We start from the raw sequence: 24595 nt of genomic DNA, 5'->3' as shown, positions 1-24595 counted from the left end.
TCGTCGGCAGCGTCAGGTGGGGATAAGAGACGGGCCACAGTTCAAACGACACACCGTCCCATTCCCAGCGCTCGCCGCTGGTACAGGGCTGGGTGGCGAAAAAGGCTGGCAAGCCCTCGGTTTCGCCGCCCACCACGCGTTTGACGGGCAGCCCCCGAGCCACTGCTGCCGCACCACCGGCGTGATCGGCGTCGGCATGGCTGAGCAGCATCATGTCCAACTGCCCTACCCCGAGTTTTTTCAACGACGGCAACACGACGCGCGCCCCGAGGTCGACAGGCCCCGAGCGCGGCCCGGCATCGTAGAGCAACGTGTGGTGGCGGGTACGCAGGATCAGTGCCTGCCCCTGGCCGACATCCAGTTGCAGCACCTCGACCTGTCCGTGGGGCACCCACTCCCTGGGCGGGAAAACGGCCATCAACAACATGGGCCAGCCCAGCACTCGGAACGGCACCCCTTTGGGCAGCAGTAACATCACCGTGCCCATCAGGCTGACCAGCCAATACCCCAGCGGCACCTCGGGTGGCACCCAAGCCGGCAATTGCCCGGCCAGCAGCGCCAGGCCCTTGAACAATCCGTCCAGCGCGCCGCCGGCCAGCCACAGCACACCTTCCCCCGCCAGCGGCACCCACAACAACGCCGTGCCCAGCAGCGCCAAGGGCAGCACCACCAGGCTGATCCACGGCACGGCAAACAGATTGGCCACCGGTGCGCTGAGGCTGATGGGCAAACCCAGCACCAGCAACACCGGAAACAAGCCAATGGCAATCAACCACTGAGGCCGGGTCCACGCCTGCCAGACGCTCCACGGCCCCAGGCGCCCGCCGAACGCCAACAGCAACACCGCGACCGCCGCAAACGACAGCCAGAACCCCACCTGCAGGCTGGCCAAGGGCTCCAGCACCAGCACGCCGTTCAGCGCCAGCAACAACGGCCACCATAGCCCCAAATGGCGGAACCGCAGACGCCACAGCAACACCAGGCCGACCATCACACAAGCCCGCTGCACCGGCACGCCAAACCCTGCCAGCAGGCCATAACCCAGTGCTGCGCCAAATGCCAGGCCGCACGCCCACGGCAGCCACGGCCAGGTTCGGGGCCAGCAACCATAGCGCGCTAATACCGCGACCAAGCCGTAGATCAAGCCCGCCAACAAGCCGATGTGCTGCCCGGAAATCACCAGCAGATGCACCGTGCCCGTGTCCTGCAACACCTGCCAATCCTCAGGCGCCAGACCGGAACCATCGCCCAACACCAGCGCCGCCAGCCCTGCCTCGCGGCCTTGGGCATCCACCGCCATCAGGCGCTGGCGAACAGCATCGCGCCAGGCATTGCGGGCCGGTGCGAGACGTTCACCGTCTTTTACCGTTGCAGTGGCACCGATACGCTGGGCCAGCAGCCAGGCTTCATGGTCAACCCCATGGAAATTGAGCAGGCCCGCAGGCCGCTTGAGCGTCAACGCCAGGCGCCAGCGTTCACCGCTGTTCACCACTGGCCCGCCGTGCCAGGACACGCGTATACGTTTGGGCAGCCGCCCCTTGCGCAACCGGCCGTCGGCCAGTTCAAAGCGCACGCCCGTACCCGTCTGCTGGGGCAAGCCGACCACACGCCCCTCCACCCAGCGAGTCTGCCCGTCCAGGGCCGGCTGCAGTCGATCATCCAGCGCCCGCTGCGCGCTGAAGCAAGCCCAGCTCAACCCCACCAGGAAGAAGGCCAAGGGATAGGACCGAAAAGGCAACAGCATCAAGGCCAGCACCAGCATGGCCAATAGCACGGCGCCGGGCGGCAGGGCCGGCAACCAACGCAACGTCAGCAACCCCAGCGCCAACGCCAACATCCCTGTCTTCATGGATCATCCTTTCTCCGTGATCCACTCAGTCTTAGCCAGCTGAATGACAGCGCCTATGATGTTTTGTCACAAAGTCTGAATTTTCTGTTTATAGAATCCGGGCATACTTGCCCCTCGAATTGACGTGGACCCCTTATGCCCCGGCGCTTATTCAAACGGTACATGCCCGATCCCAGCAGTATCAGGGAACACAAGTCATTACAGTTTCTTGGCACGCTGCTGCATGACCCCAACCTCTGGCACCTGAACCGGCACTCCGTGGCGCGCGCCATGGCGGTGGGTTTATTTGCGGCGTTTATCCCGATTCCGTTGCAGATGTTGCTCGCCGCAGTGCTCGCGATCTCGGTGCGCGGCAATATGCCTATCGCCATCAGCCTGGTGTGGTTGACCAACCCCATCACCATGCCGGTGGTGTTCATCTGCACCTACATGACCGGCGCCTGGCTGATGAACGTGCCGCCACGCAGCTTGCCCGATAACCTGACGTGGGAATGGATCAGCGGCCAGTTGAGCACACTGTGGCAGCCATTCTTGCTGGGTTCGGTGGTATTGGGGGTAGTTTTGGGCGCCCTAGCCTATTGCCTGACCATGGCGTACTGGCGCTGGTGGGTGGCGCACCAGTGGAAAAAACGCAAACTGCGTCGGCGCTGAGCGCTAACGGGCCAGCAAGTGCAAATGCACCCGCAGCCCCTGCCCGGTGTTTTCTGCCCATAAGCGACCGCCCTGGCGCTGCACGGCGTTGCGGGCAATGCTCAGGCCCAGGCCGAAACCGCCATCGCCGGGCCGCGAGCCGTCCAGGCGGGTAAAGGGCGCGAAGATGCGCTCCAAGTCACCCTCCGCAATCCCCGGGCCCTGATCCCGCAGCCAGATATGCCAATAGTCGCCCTCACGACAGCCGTCGAGTTGCACGCAGCCGCCCTTGGGCGAGTGGCGTATGGCGTTGCGCAGGATATTTTCCAGGGCCTGGGCCAGTGCATTCAGATTGCCGCGCACCCAACTGTCCGCCGGTAACAGGCATGGCAAGCGCGATGCGGGCCAACCGCTTTCAAAACACGCGTTCTCACGCAATATGTCCCATAACGCCTGGAGCTGAATATTTTCCTGGGGCAGCGGCGTTGTTTCGCTGTCGAGCCAGGCCAGTTGCAGGCTGTCTTCCACCAGGCGCTGCATGGCGTCGATTTCCCGGCCCAGGCGTTCGCGCAGTTTGGCCAGGTCTTGCTCACTGTCACAGGCCACCCGCAAGCGGCTCAAGGGTGTGCGCAGTTCATGGGACATATCGCGCAGCAACTGCTGCTGCAAACGCACGGTGCCCTGCAGGCGTTCGGACATGTGGTCAAAGGCGCGGCCCAGCTCGCCCAGTTCATCCTGACGGCTGGTGGCATCCCGGGACATCCGCGTATTGAGTTGGTCGGCACGCCAGGCATTGGCCTGCTCGCGCAATTGATTGAGGGGCATGATCAGCAGCCGATAGAGGCCGATGCACAGCAACAGGGTAAACAGACCGGGAATCACACCATTGGTGACCACTCGCCAGAACAGTTGATAGCGCCCTGGCATAAAACGCTGCGGCAACTCGATCACCAGCGATCCCGCGCCAGGGTCGACCGGAAACGGCACCTTCATCCAGGGCAAACCGATGACATGCCGGCTGACCGGCCAATCCAATCCACGCAAGAACGTCAGGCGCTGGCTTTCCTTATCACTCAAGGGCGTGCTGCTCAGGGACTGCAGGTCATTACCGATCACCCCGACCCAAGTGCTTTCACGCTCGGCCATCCGCTGCAGCCAGGCATCTACGCCCGCGCTGCCTTGTGTGCTCCACGCCAGTTCGGCGCCCGCAGCATAACCAGTGAGAATCTCCCGCGACTTGTCGGACAGGTACGCGCTCTGCTGTTCCATGTAGCGGCCCCACGACCAACTGAGCCAAATCATCAGCAAACAGAAGGCGATCAACAGGCAGGCCAGCTTCCAGAACAACGAGTGTTTGCCGGGCAGTCGCTCAAAGCCCTTCATCGTGACCACTCAGCACGTAGCCCTTGCCCCACACGGTGCGCACTTCACGCTCGATGTAACCGATGGCCTTGAGCTTGCGGCGGATCTGGCTGACGTGCATGTCGAGGCTGCGGTCATGGGGCGCATAACCGCGCTGCAACACCTGCTGATACAGGAAGGCTTTGCTGAGGACTTCTTCGGTATTGCGGTGCAGGGTTTCCAGCAGGCGGTATTCGCTGCGCGTGAGCGTGGCCCACTGGTCCTGGCAGGACACATCGCAGCGCTCATCATCAAAGTGCAGCACCCGGGTATCTTCGGGGGCCGGGGCACGCGGCGGCTCGGGTCGGCGGTCCAGGGCGACGCGGCGCAGGATCGCTTCAATACGCACGCACAGTTCAACCATGCTGAACGGTTTGGGCAGATAGTCGTCCGCGCCCAGGCGAAAACCGCTGATACGATCGGCTTCAGCGCCCAGGGCCGACATCAGGATCACCGGCATGGCGTGGCTCTGGCGCAAATGGGTGAGGATCGACAAACCGTCCAGCCCCGGCAGCAGAATGTCCATCAGCACCAGGTCGAAGGCCTGGGCGCGGGCCAGTTGCAGGCCCTGCTGACCGTTCCGGCACCAGGTCACCTGGAAGCCACTGCGGCCAAGCTGCTCGTGCACATAGGCGCCCAACACCGGGTCGTCTTCGATGGTCAGGATACTGGGTAGGCCAACTGCTGCGGGAGTCATTAGCGTCTGCAAGTCATTCTCAATCACTGATTATTCAAGATTAAACGTTCACAGGCAATCGCCACCCGGCGCCGAATGGCCCGAAGATTGCCGCATGTCATTAATTTGCAAGATTCCAGGCCGCGCAAATGGCTACACTGCGCAGGTGGCGCGGGCCGGATGCCGGCGTGGATGATTGATAACAACGTGGTAGCAGGAGAGTGGCGTGCTTAGAAGAATGGGGATAAAAGGCCGCGTACTGTTGCTGACCTTATTACCGACCAGCCTGATGGCGCTGTTGTTGGGCGGCTATTTCACCTGGATGCAGCTCTCGGAGCTGCAGACCCAGTTGCTGCAACGCGGCGAAATGATCGCCGAGCAATTGGCCCCCTTGGTGGCCCCTGCGCTGGGCCATAAGAACACCGACCTGCTGGAGCGCATCGCGACCCAGTCCCTGGAGCAGCCGGATGTGCGCGCGGTGTCGTTCCTGGCGCCAGACCGCTCTTCCCTGGCCCACGCCGGCCCGACCATGCTCAACCAGCCGCCCACCGGCAACAGTTCGCACCTGTTGCAGCGCACCGGCAACGATGCCACTCGCTATTTACTGCCGGTGTTTGGCCGCCATCGCAACCTGGCGGGCGAGTTGATTCCGGATGAGGCAGACCGCCTGCTGGGTTGGGTCGAAGTGGAGCTGTCTCACAATGGCATGTTGCTGCGTGGCTATCGCAGCCTGTTCGCCAGCCTGCTACTGATCGCCATCGGCCTGATGTGCACCGCCGCCCTCGCCCTGCGTATCAGCCGTACCATCAATTCGCCGATCGGCCAGATCAAGCAAGCAGTGGCCCAGCTCAAGGACGGTAACCTGGAGACACGCTTGCCACCCTTGGGCAGCCAGGAGCTGGACCAACTCGCGTCGGGCATCAACCGCATGGCCGAAACCCTGCAAAATGCCCAGGAAGAGCTGCAACACAGCATCGACCAGGCCACCGAAGACGTGCGCCAGAACCTGGAAACCATCGAGATCCAGAACATCGAGCTGGACCTGGCACGCAAGGAAGCCCTGGAAGCCAGTCGCATCAAGTCGGAATTCCTGGCCAACATGAGCCATGAAATCCGCACGCCGCTCAACGGCATCCTCGGCTTTACTCACCTGTTGCAAAAAAGCGAGCTGTCGCCGCGCCAGTTGGACTACCTGGGCACTATCGAAAAATCTGCGGATAACCTGCTGGGCATCATCAACGAAATCCTCGATTTCTCGAAGATTGAAGCCGGCAAACTGGTGCTCGACAGCGTGCCTTTCAACCTGCGCGACTTGCTGCAAGACACCTTGACCATCCTCGCCCCCGCCGCCCATGCCAAGCAGCTCGAACTGGTGAGCCTGGTGTACCGCGACACGCCCCTGGCGTTGGTGGGCGACCCGCTGCGGCTCAAGCAGATTTTGACCAACCTGATCAGCAATGCGATCAAGTTCACCCGCGAAGGCACCATTGTGGCCCGAGCGATGATCGAGGATGAGCAGGAAGACAGCGTGCAATTGCGCATCAGTGTGCAAGACACCGGCATCGGCCTGTCCAACCAGGATGTGCGCGCCCTGTTCCAGGCATTCAGCCAGGCCGACAACTCGCTGTCGCGCCAGCCCGGCGGCACCGGTTTGGGCCTGGTGATTTCCAAGCGGTTGATCGAGCAGATGGGCGGCGAAATCGGCGTCGACAGCACGCCGGGAGAAGGCTCCGAATTCTGGATCAGCCTGAACCTGCCCAAAACCCGCGACGACGTCGAAGACCTGCCCGCCGCGCCGCTGCTGGGGCGGCGTGTGGCCGTGCTGGAAAACCACGAACTGGCGCGCCAGGCCCTGCAACATCAGTTGGAAGACTGCGGCCTGGAAGTCACGCCTTTCAATACCCTGGAAAGCCTGACCAACGGCATCACCAGTGCCCACCAGACCGAACAGGCCATCAGCCTGGCGGTGCTCGGTGTCACGGCCAATGACATTCCGCCAGAGCGCCTCAACCAACACCTGTGGGACCTTGAACACCTAGGCTGCAAGGTGCTGGTGCTGTGCCCGACCACCGAGCAGATGCTGTTCAACCAATCGGTGCCCAACCCCAACAGCCAATTGCAGGCCAAGCCCGCCTGTACGCGCAAGCTGCGCCGCTCCCTGGCCGACCTGATCAGCCCGCGCCCTTCGCGCAGCGAACCCGGTGAGCCGTTGTCCAGCCGTGCGCCACGGGTGCTGTGCGTGGACGACAACCCGGCCAACCTGTTGCTGGTGCAAACCCTGTTGGAAGACATGGGCGCCAAGGTGCAGGCGGTGGAAAGCGGTTACGCGGCCGTCGACGCCGTGAAGCAGGAAACTTTCGATTTAGTGTTGATGGACGTGCAAATGCCCGGCATGGATGGCCGCCAGAGCACCGAGGCGATCCGCCAGTGGGAAAGCGAGCGCCACGGCACGCCGCTGCCGGTGGTGGCCCTCACGGCTCACGCCATGGCCAACGAAAAACGCGCCCTGCTGCAAAGCGGCATGGACGACTACTTGACCAAGCCCATCAGCGAGCGGCAATTGGCCCAGGTGGTCTTGAAATGGACCGGCCTGGCGCTGCGTAACCAAGGCCCGGAGCGCACCCACGAAGGTGCGGCCCAGGGCGTGCAACTCTTGGTACTCGACCACGAAGAAGGCCTGCGCCTGGCCGCCAACAAGGCCGACCTGGCCGCCGATATGCTCGCCATGCTGCTGGCCTCCCTGGAGGCTGATCGCCTGGCGATTACCGTCGCCCGCGAAGCCAATGACAACCATGCTTTGATCGAACGCGTTCACCGCCTGCACGGCGCCACCCGCTACTGTGGCGTACCGCAATTGCGGGCGGCCTGCCAGCGCGCCGAAACCCTGCTCAAACAGGATGACGCCAAGGCCATGGCCGCGCTGGACGAACTGGACATGGCGATTGCGCGGTTGGCCAGTGAAGCCAGAGTGAGTGCCTGACCCTGTTTTCATGGGCAACGAATCAACAATGTGGGAGGGGGCTTGCCCCCGATAGCAGTGTGTCAGTAGACGAATCCATCGCTGATGTACCGCTATCGGGGGCAAGCCCCCTCCCACATTCAGTCAGCATTCCAATGTGTAAATTGCAGGGAGCCTTTTTAATGCGCGTCATTCTCTTCAGCAGCCAAACCTACGACCGCGAGAGTTTCCTCGGCGAACCGCTGCCGGCCGGCCTGGAACTGCAATTCCAACCGGCACGCCTGAACCTCGATACCGTGGCCCTGGCCGAACACCACGAGGTGGTCTGCGCCTTTATCAACGACGACCTCAGCGCCCCCGTGCTGGAGCAACTGGCCAAGGGCGGTACGCGCCTGATTGCCCTGCGCTCGGCGGGCTACAACCATGTCGACTTGCCGGCCGCCCAACGCCTGGGCCTGAGCATCGTGCGCGTACCCGCCTATTCGCCCCACGCGGTGGCTGAGCACGCCGTCGCGCTGATTCTGGCGCTCAACCGCCGTCTGCACCGTGCTTACAACCGCACCCGCGACGGTGATTTCAGCCTGCACGGGCTCACCGGTTTCGATCTGGTCGGCAAAACGGTCGGCGTGGTCGGCACCGGGCAGATCGGCGCGACCTTCGCCAAGATCATGGCCGGCTTCGGCTGCCAGTTGCTGGCCTACGACCCCTTCCCCAACCCGCAGGTGCAAGACCTTGGCGCCCGCTACGTGAGCCTGCCTGAACTATTGGCCGAGGCGCAGATCATCAGCCTGCATTGCCCATTGACCGCCGACAGCAAACACCTGATCAATGCCCGCTCGCTCGCGCAGATGCAACCCGGCGCGATGCTGATCAACACCGGGCGCGGTGGCCTGGTCGATACGCCAGCACTGATCGAAGCACTCAAGCTTGGCCAGTTGGGCTACCTCGGGCTGGACGTCTACGAAGAAGAAGCGCAGTTGTTTTTCGAAGACCGCTCGGACCTGCCCCTGCAAGACGACGTGCTCGCGCGCCTGCTGACCTTCCCCAACGTGATCATCACCGCGCACCAGGCCTTCCTCACCCGTGAAGCCCTGGCGGCGATTGCCGGCACCACATTGGCCAACATTGCCGCGTGGGCCGATGGTCGGGCGCAGAACCTGGTCGAGGGATGATCAGCGGTCACATACCGGGCTCATGATAGGCCGGCACCCGTGATAGGATGCCGCGCCTATTTGGAGGATCCATGGCCGAACACGATTTCCGCTTCAGCTTGCTGAGCCCGCAACACACCCTGATCGAATGCCGCGCCCTGGTGCCGGGCCGTTACCAGGTCACCGGCAACGGTGGTTCGATCAAACATGGCGACGTCCTGATCGTCAGCCTGCGCGGCAGTAAAACCCTGTCGATGCGACTGACCGTCGAAGGTGACGCGCGCTACTCCATCCGCCCGGCGGGCCAGTGGGTCGCCATGGCCCAAGGGCCGAAGTTCGGCGAACTGGAGATTCACACCTGGAAGGTCAACTGCGACAGCTGCGACGCCGTGCTGGAGTTTGAATTCGCGGTAGAAACCAAGCTGACCAAGGCACCCCTGCAACCGGCCGCCAACGCGCGTATCAAAGAACTGGGCTGGGCCAGCGAAGGCGATAAGCACCGTTGCCCGAAATGCCAGCAGGCCGCGCAATGAAAGGCCGGCTGCTGCTCGCCGCAATCGGCATGAGCCTGGCAGGCTGCGCCGCCGATGGCGCCAAGCTCGAGCGCGACCACAGCTACATAGTGGAATGGATCGGTGAGCGGCCGTTGATGGACTACGCGCACCTGACCGTCACCCTGGGTGCCGATGGCCGGGCCTATGGCAATGGCGGCTGCAACCACTGGTTTGCACCGTACACCGTCGAAGGCAACAAGCTCAGCTTCGGCCCGGTCGGCAGCACCCGAAAAATGTGCGCCGAAGCCCTGATGGAGCAAGAGCATCGCTTCTTCCAGGCCCTGCAAAGCGTGCAGCGCTGGGACATCTCGCCGATCGAGCAGACGCGGTTCTGGCCGGCCGAAGGCAAGCCAATCCGCTTATGGCTCGAAGAAGGCTGACCTAGGCGCACGCTCCTGTATTAACGCGGTGTCCTCTGGTTCTGTGGGAGCAGGCTTGCCTGCGATGCGGACAACGCGGTGTATCAGGTACACCGCAGCGATGCCATCGCAGCATAGGTATCTACACAACTTCGAGGCGACGCTGGACCTGTGGCGAGGGAGCTTGCTCCCGTGACGGCCTGACAGCCGATGCCAATCTACCCTGACACCCCGCGATCAACCTGTGGGAGCGGGCTTGCTCGCGAAGGCGGCTTGGCAGTCAACACAGTTGTGTTGTGTACATATCCATTCCTGCGGTAACGGCCACTTAGGGTTCCGCCCTGACGGCGGCTCACTTTTGAAAAGCGCAAAAGTAAGCAAAACGCTCTTGCCCCACCACTCGGCACCTCGCTTAGGCTCGGTGTGCCCGTAATCCGCCAGTGATTTGGGGGGCCGCCGCCACGCGCCATCCATGGCGCGGGGCGGCTAAACCGGCATCCCTGCCGGTTTACCCCCCAAATCCCTGTCGAATTCCGGCCAGCGTGGTTTGACGGGGCGCCTAAGATCAAAAGCAGATCAAGAGCGACTCGCTTCGCACCGTGGTTACCGTCTGCTGTTACAACTCACAAAGTTGTGTAGATACCTATGGCCATCGCAGGCAAGCCAGCTCCCACAGTTCTAGCCTTTCAAGGCCTTGAGCTTGGCCAACACCCCTTCCGCCGTCTGCTCACCCATCAACTGCTCACGCACCTTGCCCTTATCGTCGATGATGTAGGTCACCGGCAAAGCCTCGCTGCGCGGAATCTCGAAAATTCCGTCCGGGTTCTGGGCCAGTACCGTGAACTTGATCCCCAGCTTGTCGCTGGCGGCCTTGAGTTCTTCACCCTGCACATTGTCGAAGTTGACGCCAAACACCCCGACATTCTGGCCTTTCAACTGTTCTGCCAGGGCATTGAGCTCGGGGATTTCCGTGCGGCACGGGCCACACCATTCGGCCCAGTAGTTGACCACCAGCCACTGTTTGTCCAGGCGTTCGGCCGCCACTTTCTGGCCATATTGGTCAACGCCGTAATCGTTACCGCAGCCGCTGAGCAGCAGGGTTGTGATGATCGCCAATGCACCGATCAGTCGCCTTGTCATGGGGTATTCCTTCGCAAAAATGAACGTTGGCTGCGGCCTATCGCCTCTTACGGTTTAAGGACAGGCGCCAGCGCAGGTAGAATACCCGCCACCTTACGCAAGATGCGACCCGCACATGACCGATCTGACGCTTTATCACAACCCGCGCTGCTCGAAATCGCGCGGTGCGCTGGAACTGCTGGAAGCCCGCGGCCTCACCCCGACCGTCGTGCGCTACCTGGAAACCCCGCTGGATGCCGCGCAAATCAAGGCCCTGCTGAAAAAGCTGGGCATCAGCGCACGCCAACTGCTGCGCACCGGTGAAGACGAATACAAAACCCTGAACCTGGCCGATGCCAGCGTGAACGAAGCACAGTTGATCGCCGCCATCGCCGCCCATCCCAAGCTGATGGAACGCCCGATCCTGGAAACCGCCGATAAAGCCATCATCGGCCGCCCGCCCGAGAACGTGCTGGAGATTCTGCCGTGAGTACGCCCTATGTGCTGGTGTTGTATTACAGCCGCAACGGCTCGGTGAGCGAGATGGCCCGGCAGATTGCCCGGGGTATCGAGCAAGGCGGAATGGAGGCGCGGTTACGCACGGTGCCGGCGATTTCCACCGAGTGCGAAGCGGTGGCACCAAGCATTCCCGACGAAGGCGCGCTGTATGCCAGCCTGGATGACCTGAAGCACTGCTCGGGCTTGGCCCTGGGCAGCCCGACCCGGTTCGGCAACATGGCCGCGCCGCTCAAGTACTTCCTCGATGGCACCAGCAACCTGTGGCTTACCGGCGCGTTGGTGGGCAAGCCAGCCGGCGTGTTCACCTCCACCGCCAGCCTGCATGGCGGCCAGGAAACCACGCTGATGTCGATGCTGCTGCCGCTGCTGCACCACGGCATGCTGATCACCGGCCTGCCCTACAGCGAACAGGCCCTGCTCGACACCCAGGGCGGCGGCACGCCATATGGCGCCAGCCACCATTCCGGGCCAGATGGCAAGCGCATGCTCGACCAACATGAAATCACCCTGTGCCGGGCCCTGGGCCTGCGCTTGGCCAAGACCGCCACGCTGCTGGAGAACGGCCGTGGCCAGGAAGCCTAAGGTCCTGCCGCCACGAGAGTGGCTGGAGCCACGGGTCAAGGTGGCACGCGCGCTGAGCCTGCTGGCGTTTTTGGGCCTGGTGGGCTTGTTGTGCGTGTACTACCTGTTGGTCGCCGACCTGCATGGGGCGCGCCCGTGGGTCATCCTGCTGATCGAACTGGTGCCGTTGCTGATACTTGCGCCAGGCATACTGATGGGCAGCGCACGCGGGCATTCGTGGATGTGTTTTGTGGTGAACCTGTATTTCATCAAGGGCGCGCTGGCGGCGTATGACCCGAACCGCCAGTGGTTCGGTGTGCTGGAGATGCTCGCGAAGGCATCACCGCGGTTTCAATGGTTGACGGTATAGGCCAACATCATCGACAGCTGACACATCGGCCGCCCACTCTCGGCATGCCACTGGTTGAAGGCACCCTGCACCGTCGCCAAATCGCGCAGGCTGGTCGGGGCCTTGTCGACGATCTTCTGCGCATTCAGCGCCGCCACCACGTCATCGCTCGGCACGAAAGTGTCCTTGCCGACCATGCGCAAAAATCGCGGCGCCGACAGCCCGCCCAACTGGTGGCCGTGCTTGCTCAGGTACTTCCACAGTCCGACGATATCAGTCACCGGCCAATCGGCGATAAATGCGCCGAAGCTGCCTTTTTCCTGTTCGATATCCAGGATCATCTGCGCATTGCGCGGCACACTCTTGAGCTTGCCCAGGTGACGAATGATGCGCGTGTCCTGCATCAGCCGTTCCAGGTGCTCGGCGCCCATGAGCACGACTTTTTCCGGGTCGAAGCCAAAGAACACCTGCTCGAACGCCGGCCATTTGGCATCGACCACGCTGTGCTTCAAACCGGCGCGGAACACTCGCAGCGCCAAGGTCGACAGGTAACGGTCATCGGTGATCTTGCGCAATTGCGCCGGGGTCTTGGGCACCGGCAGATGGGCTTCCAGCTTGGCCGCCGAACCGAAACGGTTCAGACAATATTCGTGCAGCCACTTGTAATCGCGCATGCCCTCTCCTGTCAGTCGAATTGAAAACGGCGCCCGCAAGCGCCGTGTACTAGAGCCTTGGGAAGACTCAGAGGTTCACTACATTGACGAAACGCGATGCGGCGGTCTCATCGATTTTCAGGCTGGTGAAGTCGAACAGGTTGCGGTCGGCCAATTGCGACGGGATCACGTTTTGCAGGCTGCGGAAGATACTTTCGGTACGCCCTGGGGTCTTGCGCTCCCAGTCCATCAGCATCTCCTTGACCACCTGGCGCTGCAGGTTTTCCTGGGAGCCGCACAGGTTGCACGGGATGATCGGGAATTGCTTGAAGTCGGAGTAAGCCTGGATGTCCTTCTCGTTGCAATACGCCAGCGGGCGGATCACCACGTTGCGCCCATCATCGGCGCGCAGCTTGGGCGGCATGGCCTTGAGCGAGCCGTTGAAGAACATATTGAGGAAGAAGGTCTCGACGATGTCATCGCGGTGATGACCCAGGGCCATCTTGGTCGCGCCGATCTCATCGGCAAAGGTATAGAGCGTGCCACGGCGCAGGCGCGAGCACAGCGAGCAGGTGGTCTTGCCTTCCGGAATCAGCTCCTTGACCACCGAGTAGGTGTCTTTCTCGACGATGTGGTATTCCACGCCCAGTTCTTTCAGGTAGGCCGGCAGCACATGCTCAGGGAAACCGGGTTGCTTCTGGTCCATGTTGACCGCCACGATCTCGAACTTGATCGGTGCGACCTTTTGCAGGTGCAACAACACGTCGAGCATGGTGTAGCTGTCTTTGCCGCCCGAGAGGCAGACCATGACCTTGTCGCCGTCCTCGATCATATTGAAATCGGCGACTGCTTCACCGGCCAGGCGACGCAGGCGTTTTTGCAGTTTGTTCTGGTTGACTGTAAGAGTGCCCATGGCGCTTGGATCCGCAAAGGTGTGTGACGAAAAGCGCAGCATTTTACCGGCAAGACTGGCCCAGTTCCAATGTGGGAGCTGGATCGCATGAATCCTGACAGACCGCACCGCGATTAGCGCCCGTGTTTACAGCGCAATTTGCTCTAAAGGCCCTACGGTTATTCCGGTCATCCCTTCCTATACTGCGACTTGAGGTCGCACATTCTATCCAGACCTTTCAGGCCATTTGGCCCGTGGGCGCTCCGATGGGGGGCGATGGTAATAACGACAGGAGTGACTGGCATGATCCATCACGTCGTGGGGCTGTTTACCCATCCCGACCAGGAATGGCGGGAAATCCGTGGCGATAAAGAAGAAAGCATCGGCCACATGTACCTCACTCATACCCTGATTCTCGCGGCGATTCCCGCCATTTCCGCCTTTATTGGCACCACCCAGGTCGGCTGGGTTATCGGCAACCGCGCTCCGGTGATGCTGACCCAGGAAAGCGCGCTGTGGATGACCCTCATGTCTTACGCGGCCATGCTGTGCGGCGTGGCGGTGATGGGCGCGTTCATTCACTGGATGGCTCGCACCTACGACGCCAGCCCAAGCATGGCCCGCTGCGTGGCGTTTGCCACCTACACCGCCACGCCCTTGTTTATCGGCGGGCTGGCGGCGCCCTACCCGCATATGTGGCTGGGCATGGTGGTGGGCACGGCGGCGATCTGCTACACGGTGTACCTGTTGTATGTAGGGCTGCCGACCTTCATGAGTATCGACCCGGATGAAGGCTTCCTGTTTTCCAGTTCGGTACTGGCCGTCGGCCTGGTGGTGCTGGTGGCGATCATGGCCTTTACCGTGATCGTCTGGGGCCTGGGCGTCGGGCCGATCTACACCAGTTGACCAAAAAAAACCGCAGGAAAGGCCACCGCAAGGTGGCTTTGTGCGTTATGCATGACCATTCGGCGCCTGACAGATTCGGAAACCCCCTGCTTTGCGGCATACTGGGCGTCTCTGGAGATATGTACAGCATGCCCGAGCAACTCAATACCCGCGTCGAAGATTGTTTCCTGCAAGCCGAATCCTTTTTCAAACGAAGCTTCAAACGCCCCCAGGTCAGCCTCAAGCTGCGGGGCCAGAAAGCCGGTGTCGCGCATTTGCACGAGAACCTGCTGCGCTTCAACCCTCAGTTGTACCGTGAAAACAGCCAACACTTTCTCAAGCAGACCGTGGCCCACGAAGTGGCGCACCTGATTGCCCACCAGTTGTTTGGCGAGCGCATCCAGCCCCATGGCGAGGAATGGCAGCTGATCATGCGCGGGGTTTACGAACTGCCGCCCGACCGTTGCCACACCTACGAGGTCAAGCGCCGGCAGGTGACTCGCTATATTTACCGCTGCCCGTGTGCGGACAGTGACTTTCCGTTTTCACCGCAGCGCCATGGGCTAGTGGGCCAGGGACGGCGGTATTTGTGTCGGCGGTGTCGGCAGACTCTGGTGTTTACCGGGGAAACTCGGGTGGAATGAGGGCCTCATCGCAGGCAAGCCAGCTCCCACATTTGGATCTGTGAACGCAATCAAAATGTGGGAGCTGGCTTGCCTGCGATAGCGCCCTTTCAGTCAACCCACAACCTTGGCCTGGCGCAATTGCTTTATCCGCTCAACACCGACCCCCAACTCCACCAACACCTCATCACTGTGCGCCCCCACCGCCACCCCAATATGCCTGGGCGCCGGCAACCCCTCGGAGAACTTCAGCGGGCAGGCCAATTGCGCTTGTGTCGAGCCGTCCCCCCGGGGCACCTGGCTGACCAGCTCCCGCGCCTTCAACTGTGGATGCTCCACCGCCTCACTCAGACTCAACACCGGCTCCACACAGGCATCCACCCCGGCAAACAACTCACATAACTGGTCAAAACTGCGCTTTTCAAACTCTACCTGCAGCGCCTGTTTGAGCACGGCCTGGCGTTCGGGCGTCACGCTGTGTGCCGCCAGTTCCGGCCGCCCCAATGCCTCGCACAGCTGCTGCATAAACCCCGGCTCCAGACTGCCCACCGACATCCAGCGCCCATCGCGTGTGCGGTAGTAGTCGTAGAAACTCCCGCCATTGAGCACATGGTTCTCCCACCCAGGCTCGACCCCGCAAGCCAGGTAACCAGCCCCAGCCATGGCGTTCAGGCTGAACGAGCAATCGGTCATGCTCACATCCAGGTATTGCCCCACCCCGCTCTGCTGCCTGGCAATCACCGCCGCCAGCAAGCCGACCACGGCGTGCAGCGAACCGCCCGCCACATCCGCCAGTTGTACGCCCAGGGGCAACGGGCCGGTGTCCTGGCGCCCGGTATGGCTGGCCACACCGGCCAGCGCCAGGTAGTTGATATCGTGCCCGGCGCGGTCCTTATAGGGGCCGGTCTGGCCGTAGCCGGTGATCGACACGTAGATCAGCCGCGGGTTTATCGCCTTCAGCGCCTCATAGCCCAGGCCCAGGCGCTCCATGACGCCGGGGCGGAACTGTTCGAGCAGGATGTCATAGCCCTTGACCAACTCACGCACGATCTCGATCGCCTCGGCCTGCTTGAGGTCCAGGGCCAGGCTGCGTTTGTTGCGGTTGAGGTAGGCGTGGCTGGCCGAGGTGCCACGATCATGGGGCGGCAACACACGCAACAGGTCCATCCGCGTGGGCGATTCGATGCGCAGCACCTCGGCGCCCATGTCCGCCAGCATCAAGGAGGCAAATGGGCCGGGCAGCAAGGTGGAAAAATCCAACACTTTGAGGGACGCCAAGGGACCTGACATAGAGACTCCAGTTGGGTTGCGAATACCCACAGACTAGGCAGCCGGGCGCCTGCCGGCAATCGTCAGAACAATCAACCACAGTGACCGTTTTGATCACGGCGGGCTTTTTCGCGGCGGCGGCTTTATCATTAGCCGACGTTTGTTGGCAGAGTCTTCCATGAAGTTCGCGATTGCACTGTATAGCGCCGCCCACGCGCCCTCTTCGCGCCGCGCCCTGTTGTTCGCGCAGGCAGCGCTGGCCGGCGGGCATGAGATTGTGCGGCTGTTTTTCTACCAGGACGGCGTGTACAGCGCGTCCAACAACATTGTCGCGCCCCAGGATGAGCAAGACACTGCGCGCCAATGGCGCGAGTTTGTCAGCCAGCACCAGCTCGACGGCGTGGTGTGCATCGCCGCTGCTCTGCGCCGGGGTGTGCTGAATGCCGAGGAAGCTGCGCGCTATCAACGCAGCGCGGTCAACCTGGAAGCCCCCTGGGCGTTGTCGGGCCTGGGCCAATTGCATGACGCGATCCAGGACGCCGACCGCCTGATCTGTTTTGGAGGGCCGTGACATGTCCAAATCCTTGCTGGTGATCAGCCGCCAGGCCCCGTGGTCCGGGCCGAGTGCGCGGGAAGCGCTGGATATCGTGCTGGCCGGTGGCGCGTTCGATCTGCCCATTGGCCTGCTGTTTCTGGATGACGGTGTGCTCCAACTGGCGCCGAACCAAGCCGCCAAAGCCGTGCAACAGAAAGACCTGAGTGCCAACCTGCAGGCCCTGGGCTTGTTCGGCATTGACGACGTGTTCGCGTGCAGCCATAGCCTGTCCGCACGCGGGTTGCCGCCGCCTGCCCACGCGCAGGCGCTCGACAGCCAAGCCATTTCCCAGCTGATTGACCGTTACGACCAGGTGATTACCCTCTGATGTCGACTCTACATGTGGTGTCTCATTCCCCGTTTACTGACAGCCGCCTCGACAGTTGCCTGCGCCTCTGTGGGGCCGAGGACGCAATCCTGCTGTGTGGTGACGGTGCCTACGGCCTGCACACGCCCGCCCTGCAAACCAAAGGCGTGAAGGTATTTGTGCTGGCCGAAGACATGCAGGCGCGCAACCTGCCGCTGCCCGACTGGGCTGACAGCGTCGATTACCCAGGCTTCGTGCAACTGTCCATCGACTACGACAAGGTCAACACCTGGCTATGAACACCCTGACCGTCGGCGCACGCACCCTGGAACTGGACAAGGACGGCTACCTCGTCGACCTCAACGACTGGTCCGATGAAGTGGCCAATGCCCTGGCCGCTGCCGAAGCCTTGGAGCTGACCCCGGCACACTGGGAAATCCTCACCCTGCTGCGCCAGTTCTACACCGAATTCCAGCTGTCTCCCGCCACGCGCCCGCTGATCAAGTACACCGCCTTGAAGCTGGGCCCGGATAAGGGCAACAGCCTGCACCTCAACAAACTGTTCAACGGCACTCCCGCCAAACTCGCCGCCAAGCTGGCGGGCCTGCCCAGGCCGACGAATTGCTTATGACCGACTTTGCCCCCCTGACTCTCGTAACACCCCAAGAGCATCCCTTTGCGCAGTTCGTGCGCATCCTCGGCAAAGGCAAGCGCGGCGCGCGCAACCTCACCCGTGAGGAAGCGCGGGAGGCCATGGGCATGCTGCTCGACGAAAAGGTCGAGGACACCCAGCTCGGCGCCTTCCTGATGCTGCTGCGCCACAAGGAAGAAAGCCCGGAAGAACTCGCCGGTTTCACCGAAGCGGTCCGTGAGCGCCTGCACGCACCTGCGTTGAACGTGGATATCGACTGGCCAACCTACGCCGGCAAAAAGCGCCACCTGCCGTGGTTCCTGCTGGCAGCCAAATGCCTGGCACAGAACGGCGTGCGCATCCTGATGCACGGCGGCGGCGCCCACACCGCGGGGCGCTTGTACACCGAACAATTGCTGGACAGCTTGAACATCCCGCTGTGCCGCGATTGGCAACAGGTCGAGAGCGCCTTTGCCCACGGCAACCTGGCGTTTATCCCGCTGGGTGATTGGGCGCCACAGTTGCAACGCATGATCGACCTGCGTAACACCCTGGGCCTGCGTTCGCCTATCCATTCCTTGGCGCGCCTGCTCAACCCACTGAATGCGCGCTGTGGCCTGCAAAGCATTTTCCACCCCGGTTACCAGGGCGTGCATCGTGATGCCAGCGGCCTGCTGGGTGACAACGTGATTGTGGTCAAGGGCGACGGCGGTGAGATCGAGATCAACCCCGACACCCTCAGTCACTTGTATGGCACCACTGGCGGCCAGAGCTGGGACGAAGAGTGGCCCGCCCTCTCCGACCAGCGCCACGTCAAGCCGGCAACGCTTGAGCCCGAGCACCTCAAAGCGCTGTGGCGCGGCGACGTTGAAGACAGCTACCCGCAACTGGCGCTGATCGCCACCATGGCGTTGGCCCTGCGCGGCCTTGGCCACCCACGGCAACAGGCGTTCGAATTGGCTCAGCAGTACTGGGATGCACGGAATAAATCGATTTAATCGATCATTCACGCCGGTTCTTTGCGCTTTTAGTTCGAACTCATCCCTTTAGACTGGGCTCCAATGCTTATCAGCCAAGGAGCCAGTCATGGGTTTATTGATCGACGGACAGTGGAAGGACCAGTGGTACGAAAGTAGCGCAGACGGCGCTTTCCAACGGGAACAGGCACAACGCCGCAACTGGGTGACCGCCGATGGCGCGCCAGGCCCGAGTGGCGAAGGCGGCTTCAAGGCCGAGGCCGGTCGCTATCACCTCTATGTGTCTCTCGCCTGCCCGTGGGCGCACCGCACCTTGATCCTGCGCAAGCTCAAGGGCCTGGAAAGCCTGATCGACGTCTCGGTGGTCAGCTGGCTGATGCTGGAAAACGGCTGGACCTTCGACAAGGCCCACGGCTCCAGCGGCGACAACCTCGACGGTTTCAACTTCATGCACCAACGCTACACCGCCGATACCGCCGACTACACCGGGCGCGTCACCGTGCCGGTGCTGTGGGACAAACAGCTCAAGCGCATCGTCAGCAATGAATCGGCGGAGATCATCCGCATGTTCAACAGCGCGTTCAATGAACTGACCGGCAACACCCTGGATTTCTACCCCCAAGCCCTGCGCCCGACCATCGACGCCCTCAACGAACGCATCTACCCCGCCGTGAACAACGGTGTGTACCGCGCAGGCTTCGCCACCTCACAACAGGCGTATGAAAGCGCGTTTGACGATGTGTTTGCCGAGCTGGATCATCTGGAACAGCACCTGGGCAGCCATCGTTATTTGGCCGGTGAGTACCTGACCGAAGCCGATGTGCGGCTGTTCACCACGCTGATTCGTTTTGATGTGGTGTATTACAGCCACTTCAAATGCAACCTGCGGCGGATTGCCGACTATGCGAACTTGTCGAACTGGCTAAGGGAGATGTATCAGTGGCCAGGGGTGGCCGAGACGGTGGATTTCGAGCATATCAAGGGGCATTACTATGCCAGCCATCGCACGATCAACCCGACGGGAATTGTGCCGAAGGGGCCGTTGCAGGGGTTTGATACCGAGCATGATCGCCATGCATTGCACGGCAAAGGTGTATGGAGCTGACATAAACCGCCTGTAGGAGCGAGCTTGCTCGCGAATAACGCCAACGATAACGCAGCGCTATCAGGTAGCCCTTGGCGTCTTTGAGTTTTTCGCGAGCAAGCTCGCTCCTACAGTGGGTCAGTCGTTCAGACTTGGGACTGGGCGCCCTCGAACCACTTGAGCTTCTCACGCAGTACCACCACCTCACCCACGATCACCAATGTCGGCGCATGCACTTCATGCTCCGCCACCATGCGCGGCAAGTCGGCCAGGGTGCCGGTGAACACGCGCTGGTTGGACGTGGTGCCCTGCTGGATCAGCGCTGCTGGGGTATCTGCGGCACGCCCGTGTTTGATCAACTGCTCGCAAATGATCGGCAAGCCAATCAGGCCCATGTAGAACACCAGGGTCTGCGACGGCCCGACCAAGTCCTGCCAGGGCAAGTCCGAGGTATTGTTCTTCAGGTGGCCGGTGATGAAGCGCACCGATTGGGCATAGTCGCGATGCGTCAGCGGAATCCCGGCATAAGCCGCGCAACCACTGGCTGCGGTGATGCCCGGCACCACCTGGAACGGGATGCCGTGGGCCGCCAATTCTTCGATCTCTTCGCCACCACGGCCAAAGATAAACGGGTCGCCACCTTTAAGGCGCAGCACGCGCTTGCCTTGCTTGGCCAGGTCGACCAGTTGCTGGTTGATCTGGTCCTGAGGCACCGCGTGATCGGCACGACGCTTGCCGACGTACACGCGCTCGGCATCCCGACGGCACAGTTCCAAAATCGCCGGCGCCACCAAACGGTCGTACAGCACCACGTCGGCTTGCTGCATCAGGCGCAATGCACGGAAGGTCAGCAAATCCGGGTCACCTGGGCCCGCGCCCACCAAGTACACCTCACCGGGCGCATAAGGCGGCGCGCCATTGACCTTTTCGATCAACAGGCGCTCGGCCTCCTCACCCTGCCCGGCCAACTGGCGGTCGGCAATCGGGCCCTGGAACACTTCTTCCCAGAACGCCCGGCGTTGCTGCACATCCGGGTACAAACCTTTGACCTGAGCCCGAAAACGCGCGGCCAGCCCAGCCAATTGCCCGTAGGTGGAGGGAATCCAGGTTTCCAGCTTGGCACGAATCAGGCGTGCCAGTACCGGCGCGTCACCGCCGCTGGAGACGGCAATCACCAAGGGTGAACGGTCGACAATCGCCGGGAAGATCACGCTGCACAACGCTGGCGCGTCCACCACATTGACCGGCACGCAGCGACGCTTGGCATCACTGGACACCTGCGCATTCAGTGGCTCATCGTCGGTGGCCGCGATAATCAGGGTGCAACCGTCCAGGTCGGCCTCCTGATAACCGCGCAACATCAGTTCCCCGCCACTGCCCAGCACCAGCTCACGCAACTGGCTTTCGATCTGGGGAGCAACCACCCGCAACACCGCGCCGGCGTCGGCCAGCAGTCGGGATTTGCGCAAGGCAATCTCCCCACCACCGACGACCAACACGCGACTGCCGCGCAGGTTATGAAACAGCGGCAGAAATTCCATTTAGCGGATGACCTCAACGCCCGCCATGTACGGCTTGAGCACCTCAGGTACACGGATCGAACCGTCGGCCTGCTGGTAGTTTTCCAGCACGGCCACCAGGGTACGGCCTACGGCCAGGCCCGAACCGTTGAGGGTGTGCACCAGCTCCGGCTTGCCGGTTTCCGGGTTGCGGAAACGCGCCTGCATGCGACGGGCCTGGAAGTCGCCGCAGTTGGAGCACGACGAAATCTCGCGGTATTTGTCCTGGCTCGGCACCCACACTTCCAGGTCGTAGGTTTTCACGGCGCTGAAGCCCATGTCGCCCGTGCACAGGGCCAGTACGCGGTAAGGCAGCTCCAGCAGCTGCAACACGCGCTCGGCGTTGGCAGTCAGGCCTTCCAGGGCGTCCATGGAGGTCGACGGCTCTACTACCTGCACCATCTCAACCTTGTCGAACTGATGCTGGCGGATCATGCCACGGGTATCGCGCCCCGACGCGCCGGCTTCGCTACGGAAGCACGGGCTGTGGGCAACCAGCTTCAACGGCAGTTGCTTGGCGTCGAGGATTTCGCCGGCGACGATATTGGTCAGCGACACTTCGGCCGTCGGGATCAGGTACAGGTCGGCTTCGCCGTCGCGGCTGATCTTGAACAGGTCTTCTTCGAATTTCGGCAGTTGGCTGGTGCCCATCAACGCCGGCGCCTGAACCAGGTACGGGGTGTAGGCTTCTTCGTAACCGTGTTCGCCGGTGTGCAGGTTGATCATGAACTGCGCCAGGGCACGGTGCATGCGCGCAATCGGGCCGCGCAGCAAGGCAAAGCGTGCGCCGGACATTTTTGCTGCGGTTTCAAAGTCCAGGCCACCGGTCAATTCGCCCAGGGCGACGTGGTCCTTGATCTCGAAATCGAAGGTTTTCGGCGTGCCCCAGCGGCGCACTTCGACGTTGCCGTCTTCGTCTTCGCCGACCGGCACGGATTCGTGGGGCAGGTTCGGAATGCCCAGCAGGATCGAGTCCAATTGGGTCTGAATGCCTTCCAGCTCGATTTTGCCGTCGGACAGCTCAGTGCCCATGCGCTCGACATCCGCCATCAACGGCGCGATGTCTTCGCCGCGCTGCTTGGCCTGGCCGATGGACTTGGAGCGCGCATTACGTTCAGCCTGCAGTGCTTCGGTGCGGGTCTGGACGGTCTTGCGCTGTTCTTCCAGCGCTTCGATGCGCGCAACATCCAAGGCAAAGCCACGGGATGCCAGGCGGTCCGCTACGTCCTGAAGGTTGCTACGTAACAGTTTGGAATCGAGCATGTCGGTCTCTCGTTATCAAAGTTTGGTCAAGGACAGGCCAGCCCAGGTGGCGAGCAGCCCGCCGAATACGCTGATGGCCGCATAGCCAATCGCCAGCGGCACTTGCCCGCTTTCCAGCAGGCGCACGGTATCCAGTGAAAAGGATGAAAAAGTCGTCAGGCCGCCAAGAAAGCCAACCATCAGGCCGGCACGTACCTCGACAGGCACTTCCGGGCGTAGCAAAAACAGGCCGTATAACACGCCGATCAACAGGCAGCCCACGATATTAACGGCGAGCGTCGCCGTATAGAAGTGTTTCGGCCAATTGGCGTTGATCCAATTGCCGGTAGCAAAGCGCAGCAGTGTACCGGCGATACCTCCCGCCGAAACCGCGACCACCAAAGGAATCATGATTTTCTCCGCTGCCGGGGGCTCAGACGGTCGAGGGTGGCCAGATGATTGAGCTTTTCACCGATCTTCAGCTCCAGGCCACGAGGCACCGGCTGATAGAACGGCTGCGGCGCCAGCTCATCCGGGAAGTAGTCTTCGCCGGCCGCATAGGCGTCCGGCTCATCGTGGGCATAACGGTATTCGTCGCCATACCCCAGCTGTTTCATCAGCTTGGTCGGCGCGTTGCGCAGGTGCAGCGGCACTTCGAGGGAGCCGTGCTCGGCGGCCGCACGCAGCGCCGACTTGAAGCCCATGTACACCGCGTTGCTTTTGGGCGCGCAGGCCAGGTAAGTGATGGCCTGGGCCACCGCCAACTCGCCTTCCGGGCTGCCGAGGCGCTCCTGCACCTCCCAGGCCGCCAGGCACAGGCTCAGGGCGCGTGGGTCGGCATTGCCGATGTCTTCGCTGGCCATGCGCACCACACGGCGCGCCAGGTACAGCGGGTCGCAACCGCCGTCGATCATGCGCGCAAACCAATACAGCGCGCCGTCAGGGTTGGAACCTCGTACGGATTTGTGCAGCGCGGAAATCTGGTCGTAGAAGGCTTCGCCGCCCTTGTCGAAACGCCGGCGCGTGTCACCCAGCAGGCTTTGCAACAGGTCGACGCCAATCTCGCCGCCGTCTTCGGCCAGGTCGGAGGCGTTCTCCAGCAGGTTGAGAAAGCGCCGCCCGTCGCCATCGGCGGCGGTCAGTAAAATCTTGAAGCCTTCATCGCTGAGGCTCAGTTGACGCTTGCCCAGGCCCTTGTCTTCGCTCAAGGCACGGTGCAGCAGCTTGTGCATCGCCGCTTCATCCAGGCTCTTGAGCACATAGACCCGCGCCCGTGACAACAAGGCGTTGTTCAATTCAAAGGACGGGTTTTCGGTGGTGGCGCCGATAAAGATCAGCGTACCGTCCTCGACGTAGGGCAGGAACGCATCCTGCTGCGACTTGTTGAAGCGATGCACTTCGTCGACGAACAGGATAGTGCGCTTGCCGTACTGCCCGGCCTGCTGCTTGGCGACTTCAACCGCCTGGCGGATCTCCTTGACCCCGGCGAGCACCGCCGAGACCGTTTCAAAGTGCGCATCCGAGACTTTCGCCAGCAACCGCGCCAGGGTGGTCTTACCCACGCCCGGCGGGCCCCAGAAAATCATCGAATGCAGCGCACCCTGCTCCAGGGCTTCACGCAAGGGCTTGCCCCGAGCGAGCAGGTGTTCCTGACCGACGTACTCATCCAGATTGGTCGAACGCAAGCGCGCGGCCAATGGCTGGGCAATCGGGTCACTTCGAAACAGATCCATGGGCAGCGTTTGAAACCT

Annotated in this window: 27 protein-coding genes; 16 read left to right on the top strand and 11 right to left on the bottom strand. The window is 62.0% G+C overall.

Annotation, left to right across the window (positions count from 1 at the left end):
- Positions 1-1849, bottom strand: a 1849-nt coding sequence (locus MF6394_RS26605; RefSeq protein ID WP_078467883.1) for a DNA internalization-related competence protein ComEC/Rec2, incomplete at its 3' end; no start/stop codon positions are given.
- 135 nt (positions 1850-1984) lie between these two features.
- Between MF6394_RS26605 and MF6394_RS26600 the strand changes: the two genes are divergently transcribed.
- Positions 1985-2500, top strand: a complete 516-nt coding sequence (locus MF6394_RS26600; RefSeq protein ID WP_003192045.1) for a DUF2062 domain-containing protein — start codon at positions 1985-1987, stop codon at positions 2498-2500.
- A 3-nt stretch (positions 2501-2503) separates the two neighbouring features.
- Here MF6394_RS26600 and MF6394_RS26595 read toward each other — a convergent pair whose 3' ends face one another.
- Both MF6394_RS26595 and MF6394_RS26590 read right to left on the bottom strand, forming a co-directional pair.
- Positions 2504-3862 (bottom strand): sensor histidine kinase, encoded by a 1359-nt coding sequence (locus MF6394_RS26595; RefSeq protein ID WP_078467880.1) that lies wholly within the window; start codon positions 3860-3862, stop codon positions 2504-2506.
- The gene (locus MF6394_RS26590; RefSeq protein WP_069557864.1) at positions 3849-4577 is read right to left on the bottom strand and encodes a response regulator transcription factor; all 729 of its coding nucleotides are present in this window, start codon (positions 4575-4577) and stop codon (positions 3849-3851) included. The genes MF6394_RS26595 and MF6394_RS26590 overlap by 14 nt, the downstream gene beginning before the upstream one ends.
- Before the next feature lie 205 nt (positions 4578-4782).
- Between MF6394_RS26590 and MF6394_RS26585 the strand changes: the two genes are divergently transcribed.
- From MF6394_RS26585 to MF6394_RS26570, 4 genes are all read left to right on the top strand, one after another.
- Positions 4783-7536, top strand: coding sequence for a response regulator (locus MF6394_RS26585; protein WP_078467879.1), 2754 nt, complete (start codon positions 4783-4785; stop codon positions 7534-7536).
- Between the two features lie 161 nt (positions 7537-7697).
- Positions 7698-8687, top strand: coding sequence for a 2-hydroxyacid dehydrogenase (locus tag MF6394_RS26580; RefSeq protein WP_078467878.1), 990 nt, complete (start codon positions 7698-7700; stop codon positions 8685-8687).
- A gap of 71 nt (positions 8688-8758) precedes the next feature.
- Positions 8759-9199: a hypothetical protein gene (locus MF6394_RS26575; RefSeq protein WP_003192054.1), complete on the top strand. Its 441-nt coding sequence runs from the start codon at positions 8759-8761 to the stop codon at positions 9197-9199.
- Complete coding sequence (locus MF6394_RS26570) at positions 9196-9600, top strand: META domain-containing protein (protein ID WP_078467877.1); 405 nt, start codon at positions 9196-9198, stop codon at positions 9598-9600. Before MF6394_RS26575 ends, MF6394_RS26570 begins: the two co-directional genes overlap by 4 nt.
- 657 nt (positions 9601-10257) lie before the next feature.
- Here MF6394_RS26570 and MF6394_RS26560 read toward each other — a convergent pair.
- A complete protein-coding gene (locus MF6394_RS26560) occupies positions 10258-10719 on the bottom strand; it encodes a TlpA disulfide reductase family protein (RefSeq protein ID WP_003192057.1) in 462 nt (153 codons plus the stop codon).
- Positions 10720-10834: 115 nt separating this feature from the next.
- Here MF6394_RS26560 and arsC point away from each other — a divergent pair, with 115 nt between their 5' ends.
- From arsC to MF6394_RS26545, 3 genes are read left to right on the top strand one after another with little or no spacing between them, the layout of a single operon-like run.
- Positions 10835-11188: an arsenate reductase (glutaredoxin) gene (gene arsC / locus MF6394_RS26555; protein ID WP_047711139.1), complete on the top strand. Its 354-nt coding sequence runs from the start codon at positions 10835-10837 to the stop codon at positions 11186-11188.
- The gene (gene wrbA, locus MF6394_RS26550) at positions 11185-11799 is read left to right on the top strand and encodes an NAD(P)H:quinone oxidoreductase (protein ID WP_003192060.1); all 615 of its coding nucleotides are present in this window, start codon (positions 11185-11187) and stop codon (positions 11797-11799) included. The genes arsC and wrbA overlap by 4 nt, the downstream gene beginning before the upstream one ends.
- A complete protein-coding gene (locus MF6394_RS26545; RefSeq protein WP_078467875.1) occupies positions 11783-12148 on the top strand; it encodes a DUF2069 domain-containing protein in 366 nt (121 codons plus the stop codon). The genes wrbA and MF6394_RS26545 overlap by 17 nt, the downstream gene beginning before the upstream one ends.
- Here the strand turns inward: MF6394_RS26545 and MF6394_RS26540 are convergent.
- Both MF6394_RS26540 and ttcA read right to left on the bottom strand, forming a co-directional pair.
- Positions 12130-12801, bottom strand: a complete 672-nt coding sequence (locus tag MF6394_RS26540; RefSeq protein ID WP_034127867.1) for a DNA-3-methyladenine glycosylase I — start codon at positions 12799-12801, stop codon at positions 12130-12132. The genes MF6394_RS26545 and MF6394_RS26540 overlap by 19 nt on opposite strands.
- Positions 12802-12868: 67 nt before the next feature.
- Positions 12869-13693 (bottom strand): tRNA 2-thiocytidine(32) synthetase TtcA, encoded by an 825-nt coding sequence (gene ttcA / locus MF6394_RS26535; protein ID WP_078467882.1) that lies wholly within the window; start codon positions 13691-13693, stop codon positions 12869-12871.
- A gap of 282 nt (positions 13694-13975) precedes the next feature.
- Here ttcA and MF6394_RS26530 point away from each other — a divergent pair, with 282 nt between their 5' ends.
- Entirely contained in the window at positions 13976-14578 is a 603-nt protein-coding gene (locus MF6394_RS26530) for a Yip1 family protein (RefSeq protein ID WP_078467874.1), read from the top strand.
- A gap of 128 nt (positions 14579-14706) precedes the next feature.
- Entirely contained in the window at positions 14707-15201 is a 495-nt protein-coding gene (locus MF6394_RS26525) for a SprT family zinc-dependent metalloprotease (RefSeq protein ID WP_032897884.1), read from the top strand.
- 93 nt (positions 15202-15294) lie between these two features.
- Here MF6394_RS26525 and MF6394_RS26520 read toward each other — a convergent pair whose 3' ends face one another.
- The gene (locus MF6394_RS26520) at positions 15295-16470 is read right to left on the bottom strand and encodes a CaiB/BaiF CoA transferase family protein (RefSeq protein ID WP_078467873.1); all 1176 of its coding nucleotides are present in this window, start codon (positions 16468-16470) and stop codon (positions 15295-15297) included.
- A 157-nt stretch (positions 16471-16627) separates the two neighbouring features.
- Between MF6394_RS26520 and tusD the strand changes: the two genes are divergently transcribed.
- The 6 genes from tusD to MF6394_RS26490 all read left to right on the top strand — a co-directional run bounded on the left by tusD (position 16628) and on the right by MF6394_RS26490 (position 20064).
- The gene (tusD, locus tag MF6394_RS26515; RefSeq protein WP_032896695.1) at positions 16628-17020 is read left to right on the top strand and encodes a sulfurtransferase complex subunit TusD; all 393 of its coding nucleotides are present in this window, start codon (positions 16628-16630) and stop codon (positions 17018-17020) included.
- A 1-nt stretch (position 17021) separates the two neighbouring features.
- A complete protein-coding gene (gene tusC, locus MF6394_RS26510; RefSeq protein ID WP_078467872.1) occupies positions 17022-17372 on the top strand; it encodes a sulfurtransferase complex subunit TusC in 351 nt (116 codons plus the stop codon).
- Positions 17372-17650, top strand: a complete 279-nt coding sequence (gene tusB / locus MF6394_RS26505) for a sulfurtransferase complex subunit TusB (RefSeq protein WP_044274586.1) — start codon at positions 17372-17374, stop codon at positions 17648-17650. The genes tusC and tusB overlap by 1 nt, the downstream gene beginning before the upstream one ends.
- Complete coding sequence (locus tag MF6394_RS26500) at positions 17647-17982, top strand: TusE/DsrC/DsvC family sulfur relay protein (RefSeq protein WP_078467871.1); 336 nt, start codon at positions 17647-17649, stop codon at positions 17980-17982. Before tusB ends, MF6394_RS26500 begins: the two co-directional genes overlap by 4 nt.
- On the top strand, positions 17979-18980 hold the full coding sequence (locus MF6394_RS26495) for a glycosyl transferase family protein (RefSeq protein WP_047711145.1): 1002 nt from the start codon (positions 17979-17981) through the stop codon (positions 18978-18980). Before MF6394_RS26500 ends, MF6394_RS26495 begins: the two co-directional genes overlap by 4 nt.
- Before the next feature lie 88 nt (positions 18981-19068).
- On the top strand, positions 19069-20064 hold the full coding sequence (locus MF6394_RS26490; protein WP_078467870.1) for a glutathione S-transferase family protein: 996 nt from the start codon (positions 19069-19071) through the stop codon (positions 20062-20064).
- A gap of 125 nt (positions 20065-20189) precedes the next feature.
- Here MF6394_RS26490 and cysG read toward each other — a convergent pair whose 3' ends face one another.
- From cysG to MF6394_RS26470, 4 genes are read right to left on the bottom strand one after another with little or no spacing between them, the layout of a single operon-like run.
- Positions 20190-21584, bottom strand: a complete 1395-nt coding sequence (cysG, locus tag MF6394_RS26485; protein WP_003192077.1) for a siroheme synthase CysG — start codon at positions 21582-21584, stop codon at positions 20190-20192.
- Complete coding sequence (gene serS / locus MF6394_RS26480) at positions 21585-22865, bottom strand: serine--tRNA ligase (protein WP_047711147.1); 1281 nt, start codon at positions 22863-22865, stop codon at positions 21585-21587. It lies immediately after the preceding gene.
- Positions 22866-22880: 15 nt separating this feature from the next.
- Positions 22881-23255, bottom strand: coding sequence for a fluoride efflux transporter CrcB (crcB, locus tag MF6394_RS26475; protein WP_003192080.1), 375 nt, complete (start codon positions 23253-23255; stop codon positions 22881-22883).
- Positions 23252-24577: a replication-associated recombination protein A gene (locus MF6394_RS26470; RefSeq protein ID WP_044274590.1), complete on the bottom strand. Its 1326-nt coding sequence runs from the start codon at positions 24575-24577 to the stop codon at positions 23252-23254. Before MF6394_RS26470 ends, crcB begins: the two co-directional genes overlap by 4 nt.
- Between the last annotated feature and the right edge of the window lie 18 nt (positions 24578-24595).

The sequence above is a fragment of the Pseudomonas sp. MF6394 genome, assembly GCF_002018845.1.
GTDB lineage: Bacteria > Pseudomonadota > Gammaproteobacteria > Pseudomonadales > Pseudomonadaceae > Aquipseudomonas > Aquipseudomonas lactis.
Note: the sequence above shows the minus strand (reverse complement) of the source record. Positions and strands in the feature narration are given on the sequence as shown.

Excerpts from the sequence above, each read along its gene's own strand:
- MF6394_RS26570 (WP_078467877.1), top strand. The coding sequence starts at position 9,196 with ATGAAAGGCCGGCTGCTGCTCGCCGCAATCGGCATGAGCCTGGCAGGC.
- serS (WP_047711147.1), bottom strand. The coding sequence starts at position 22,865 with ATGCTCGATTCCAAACTGTTACGTAGCAACCTTCAGGACGTAGCGGAC.
- MF6394_RS26500 (WP_078467871.1), top strand. The coding sequence starts at position 17,647 with ATGAACACCCTGACCGTCGGCGCACGCACCCTGGAACTGGACAAGGAC.
- MF6394_RS26560 (WP_003192057.1), bottom strand. The coding sequence starts at position 10,719 with ATGACAAGGCGACTGATCGGTGCATTGGCGATCATCACAACCCTGCTG.
- cysG (WP_003192077.1), bottom strand. The coding sequence starts at position 21,584 with ATGGAATTTCTGCCGCTGTTTCATAACCTGCGCGGCAGTCGCGTGTTG.
- MF6394_RS26595 (WP_078467880.1), bottom strand. The coding sequence starts at position 3,862 with ATGAAGGGCTTTGAGCGACTGCCCGGCAAACACTCGTTGTTCTGGAAG.
- MF6394_RS26525 (WP_032897884.1), top strand. The coding sequence starts at position 14,707 with ATGCCCGAGCAACTCAATACCCGCGTCGAAGATTGTTTCCTGCAAGCC.
- tusD (WP_032896695.1), top strand. The coding sequence starts at position 16,628 with ATGAAGTTCGCGATTGCACTGTATAGCGCCGCCCACGCGCCCTCTTCG.
- tusC (WP_078467872.1), top strand. The coding sequence starts at position 17,022 with ATGTCCAAATCCTTGCTGGTGATCAGCCGCCAGGCCCCGTGGTCCGGG.
- MF6394_RS26530 (WP_078467874.1), top strand. The coding sequence starts at position 13,976 with ATGATCCATCACGTCGTGGGGCTGTTTACCCATCCCGACCAGGAATGG.
- MF6394_RS26575 (WP_003192054.1), top strand. The coding sequence starts at position 8,759 with ATGGCCGAACACGATTTCCGCTTCAGCTTGCTGAGCCCGCAACACACC.
- MF6394_RS26590 (WP_069557864.1), bottom strand. The coding sequence starts at position 4,577 with ATGACTCCCGCAGCAGTTGGCCTACCCAGTATCCTGACCATCGAAGAC.
- MF6394_RS26540 (WP_034127867.1), bottom strand. The coding sequence starts at position 12,801 with ATGCGCGATTACAAGTGGCTGCACGAATATTGTCTGAACCGTTTCGGT.
- MF6394_RS26470 (WP_044274590.1), bottom strand. The coding sequence starts at position 24,577 with ATGGATCTGTTTCGAAGTGACCCGATTGCCCAGCCATTGGCCGCGCGC.
- crcB (WP_003192080.1), bottom strand. The coding sequence starts at position 23,255 with ATGATTCCTTTGGTGGTCGCGGTTTCGGCGGGAGGTATCGCCGGTACA.
- tusB (WP_044274586.1), top strand. The coding sequence starts at position 17,372 with ATGTCGACTCTACATGTGGTGTCTCATTCCCCGTTTACTGACAGCCGC.
- ttcA (WP_078467882.1), bottom strand. The coding sequence starts at position 13,693 with ATGGGCACTCTTACAGTCAACCAGAACAAACTGCAAAAACGCCTGCGT.
- MF6394_RS26600 (WP_003192045.1), top strand. The coding sequence starts at position 1,985 with ATGCCCCGGCGCTTATTCAAACGGTACATGCCCGATCCCAGCAGTATC.
- arsC (WP_047711139.1), top strand. The coding sequence starts at position 10,835 with ATGACCGATCTGACGCTTTATCACAACCCGCGCTGCTCGAAATCGCGC.
- MF6394_RS26580 (WP_078467878.1), top strand. The coding sequence starts at position 7,698 with ATGCGCGTCATTCTCTTCAGCAGCCAAACCTACGACCGCGAGAGTTTC.
- MF6394_RS26490 (WP_078467870.1), top strand. The coding sequence starts at position 19,069 with ATGGGTTTATTGATCGACGGACAGTGGAAGGACCAGTGGTACGAAAGT.
- MF6394_RS26495 (WP_047711145.1), top strand. The coding sequence starts at position 17,979 with ATGACCGACTTTGCCCCCCTGACTCTCGTAACACCCCAAGAGCATCCC.
- MF6394_RS26520 (WP_078467873.1), bottom strand. The coding sequence starts at position 16,470 with ATGTCAGGTCCCTTGGCGTCCCTCAAAGTGTTGGATTTTTCCACCTTG.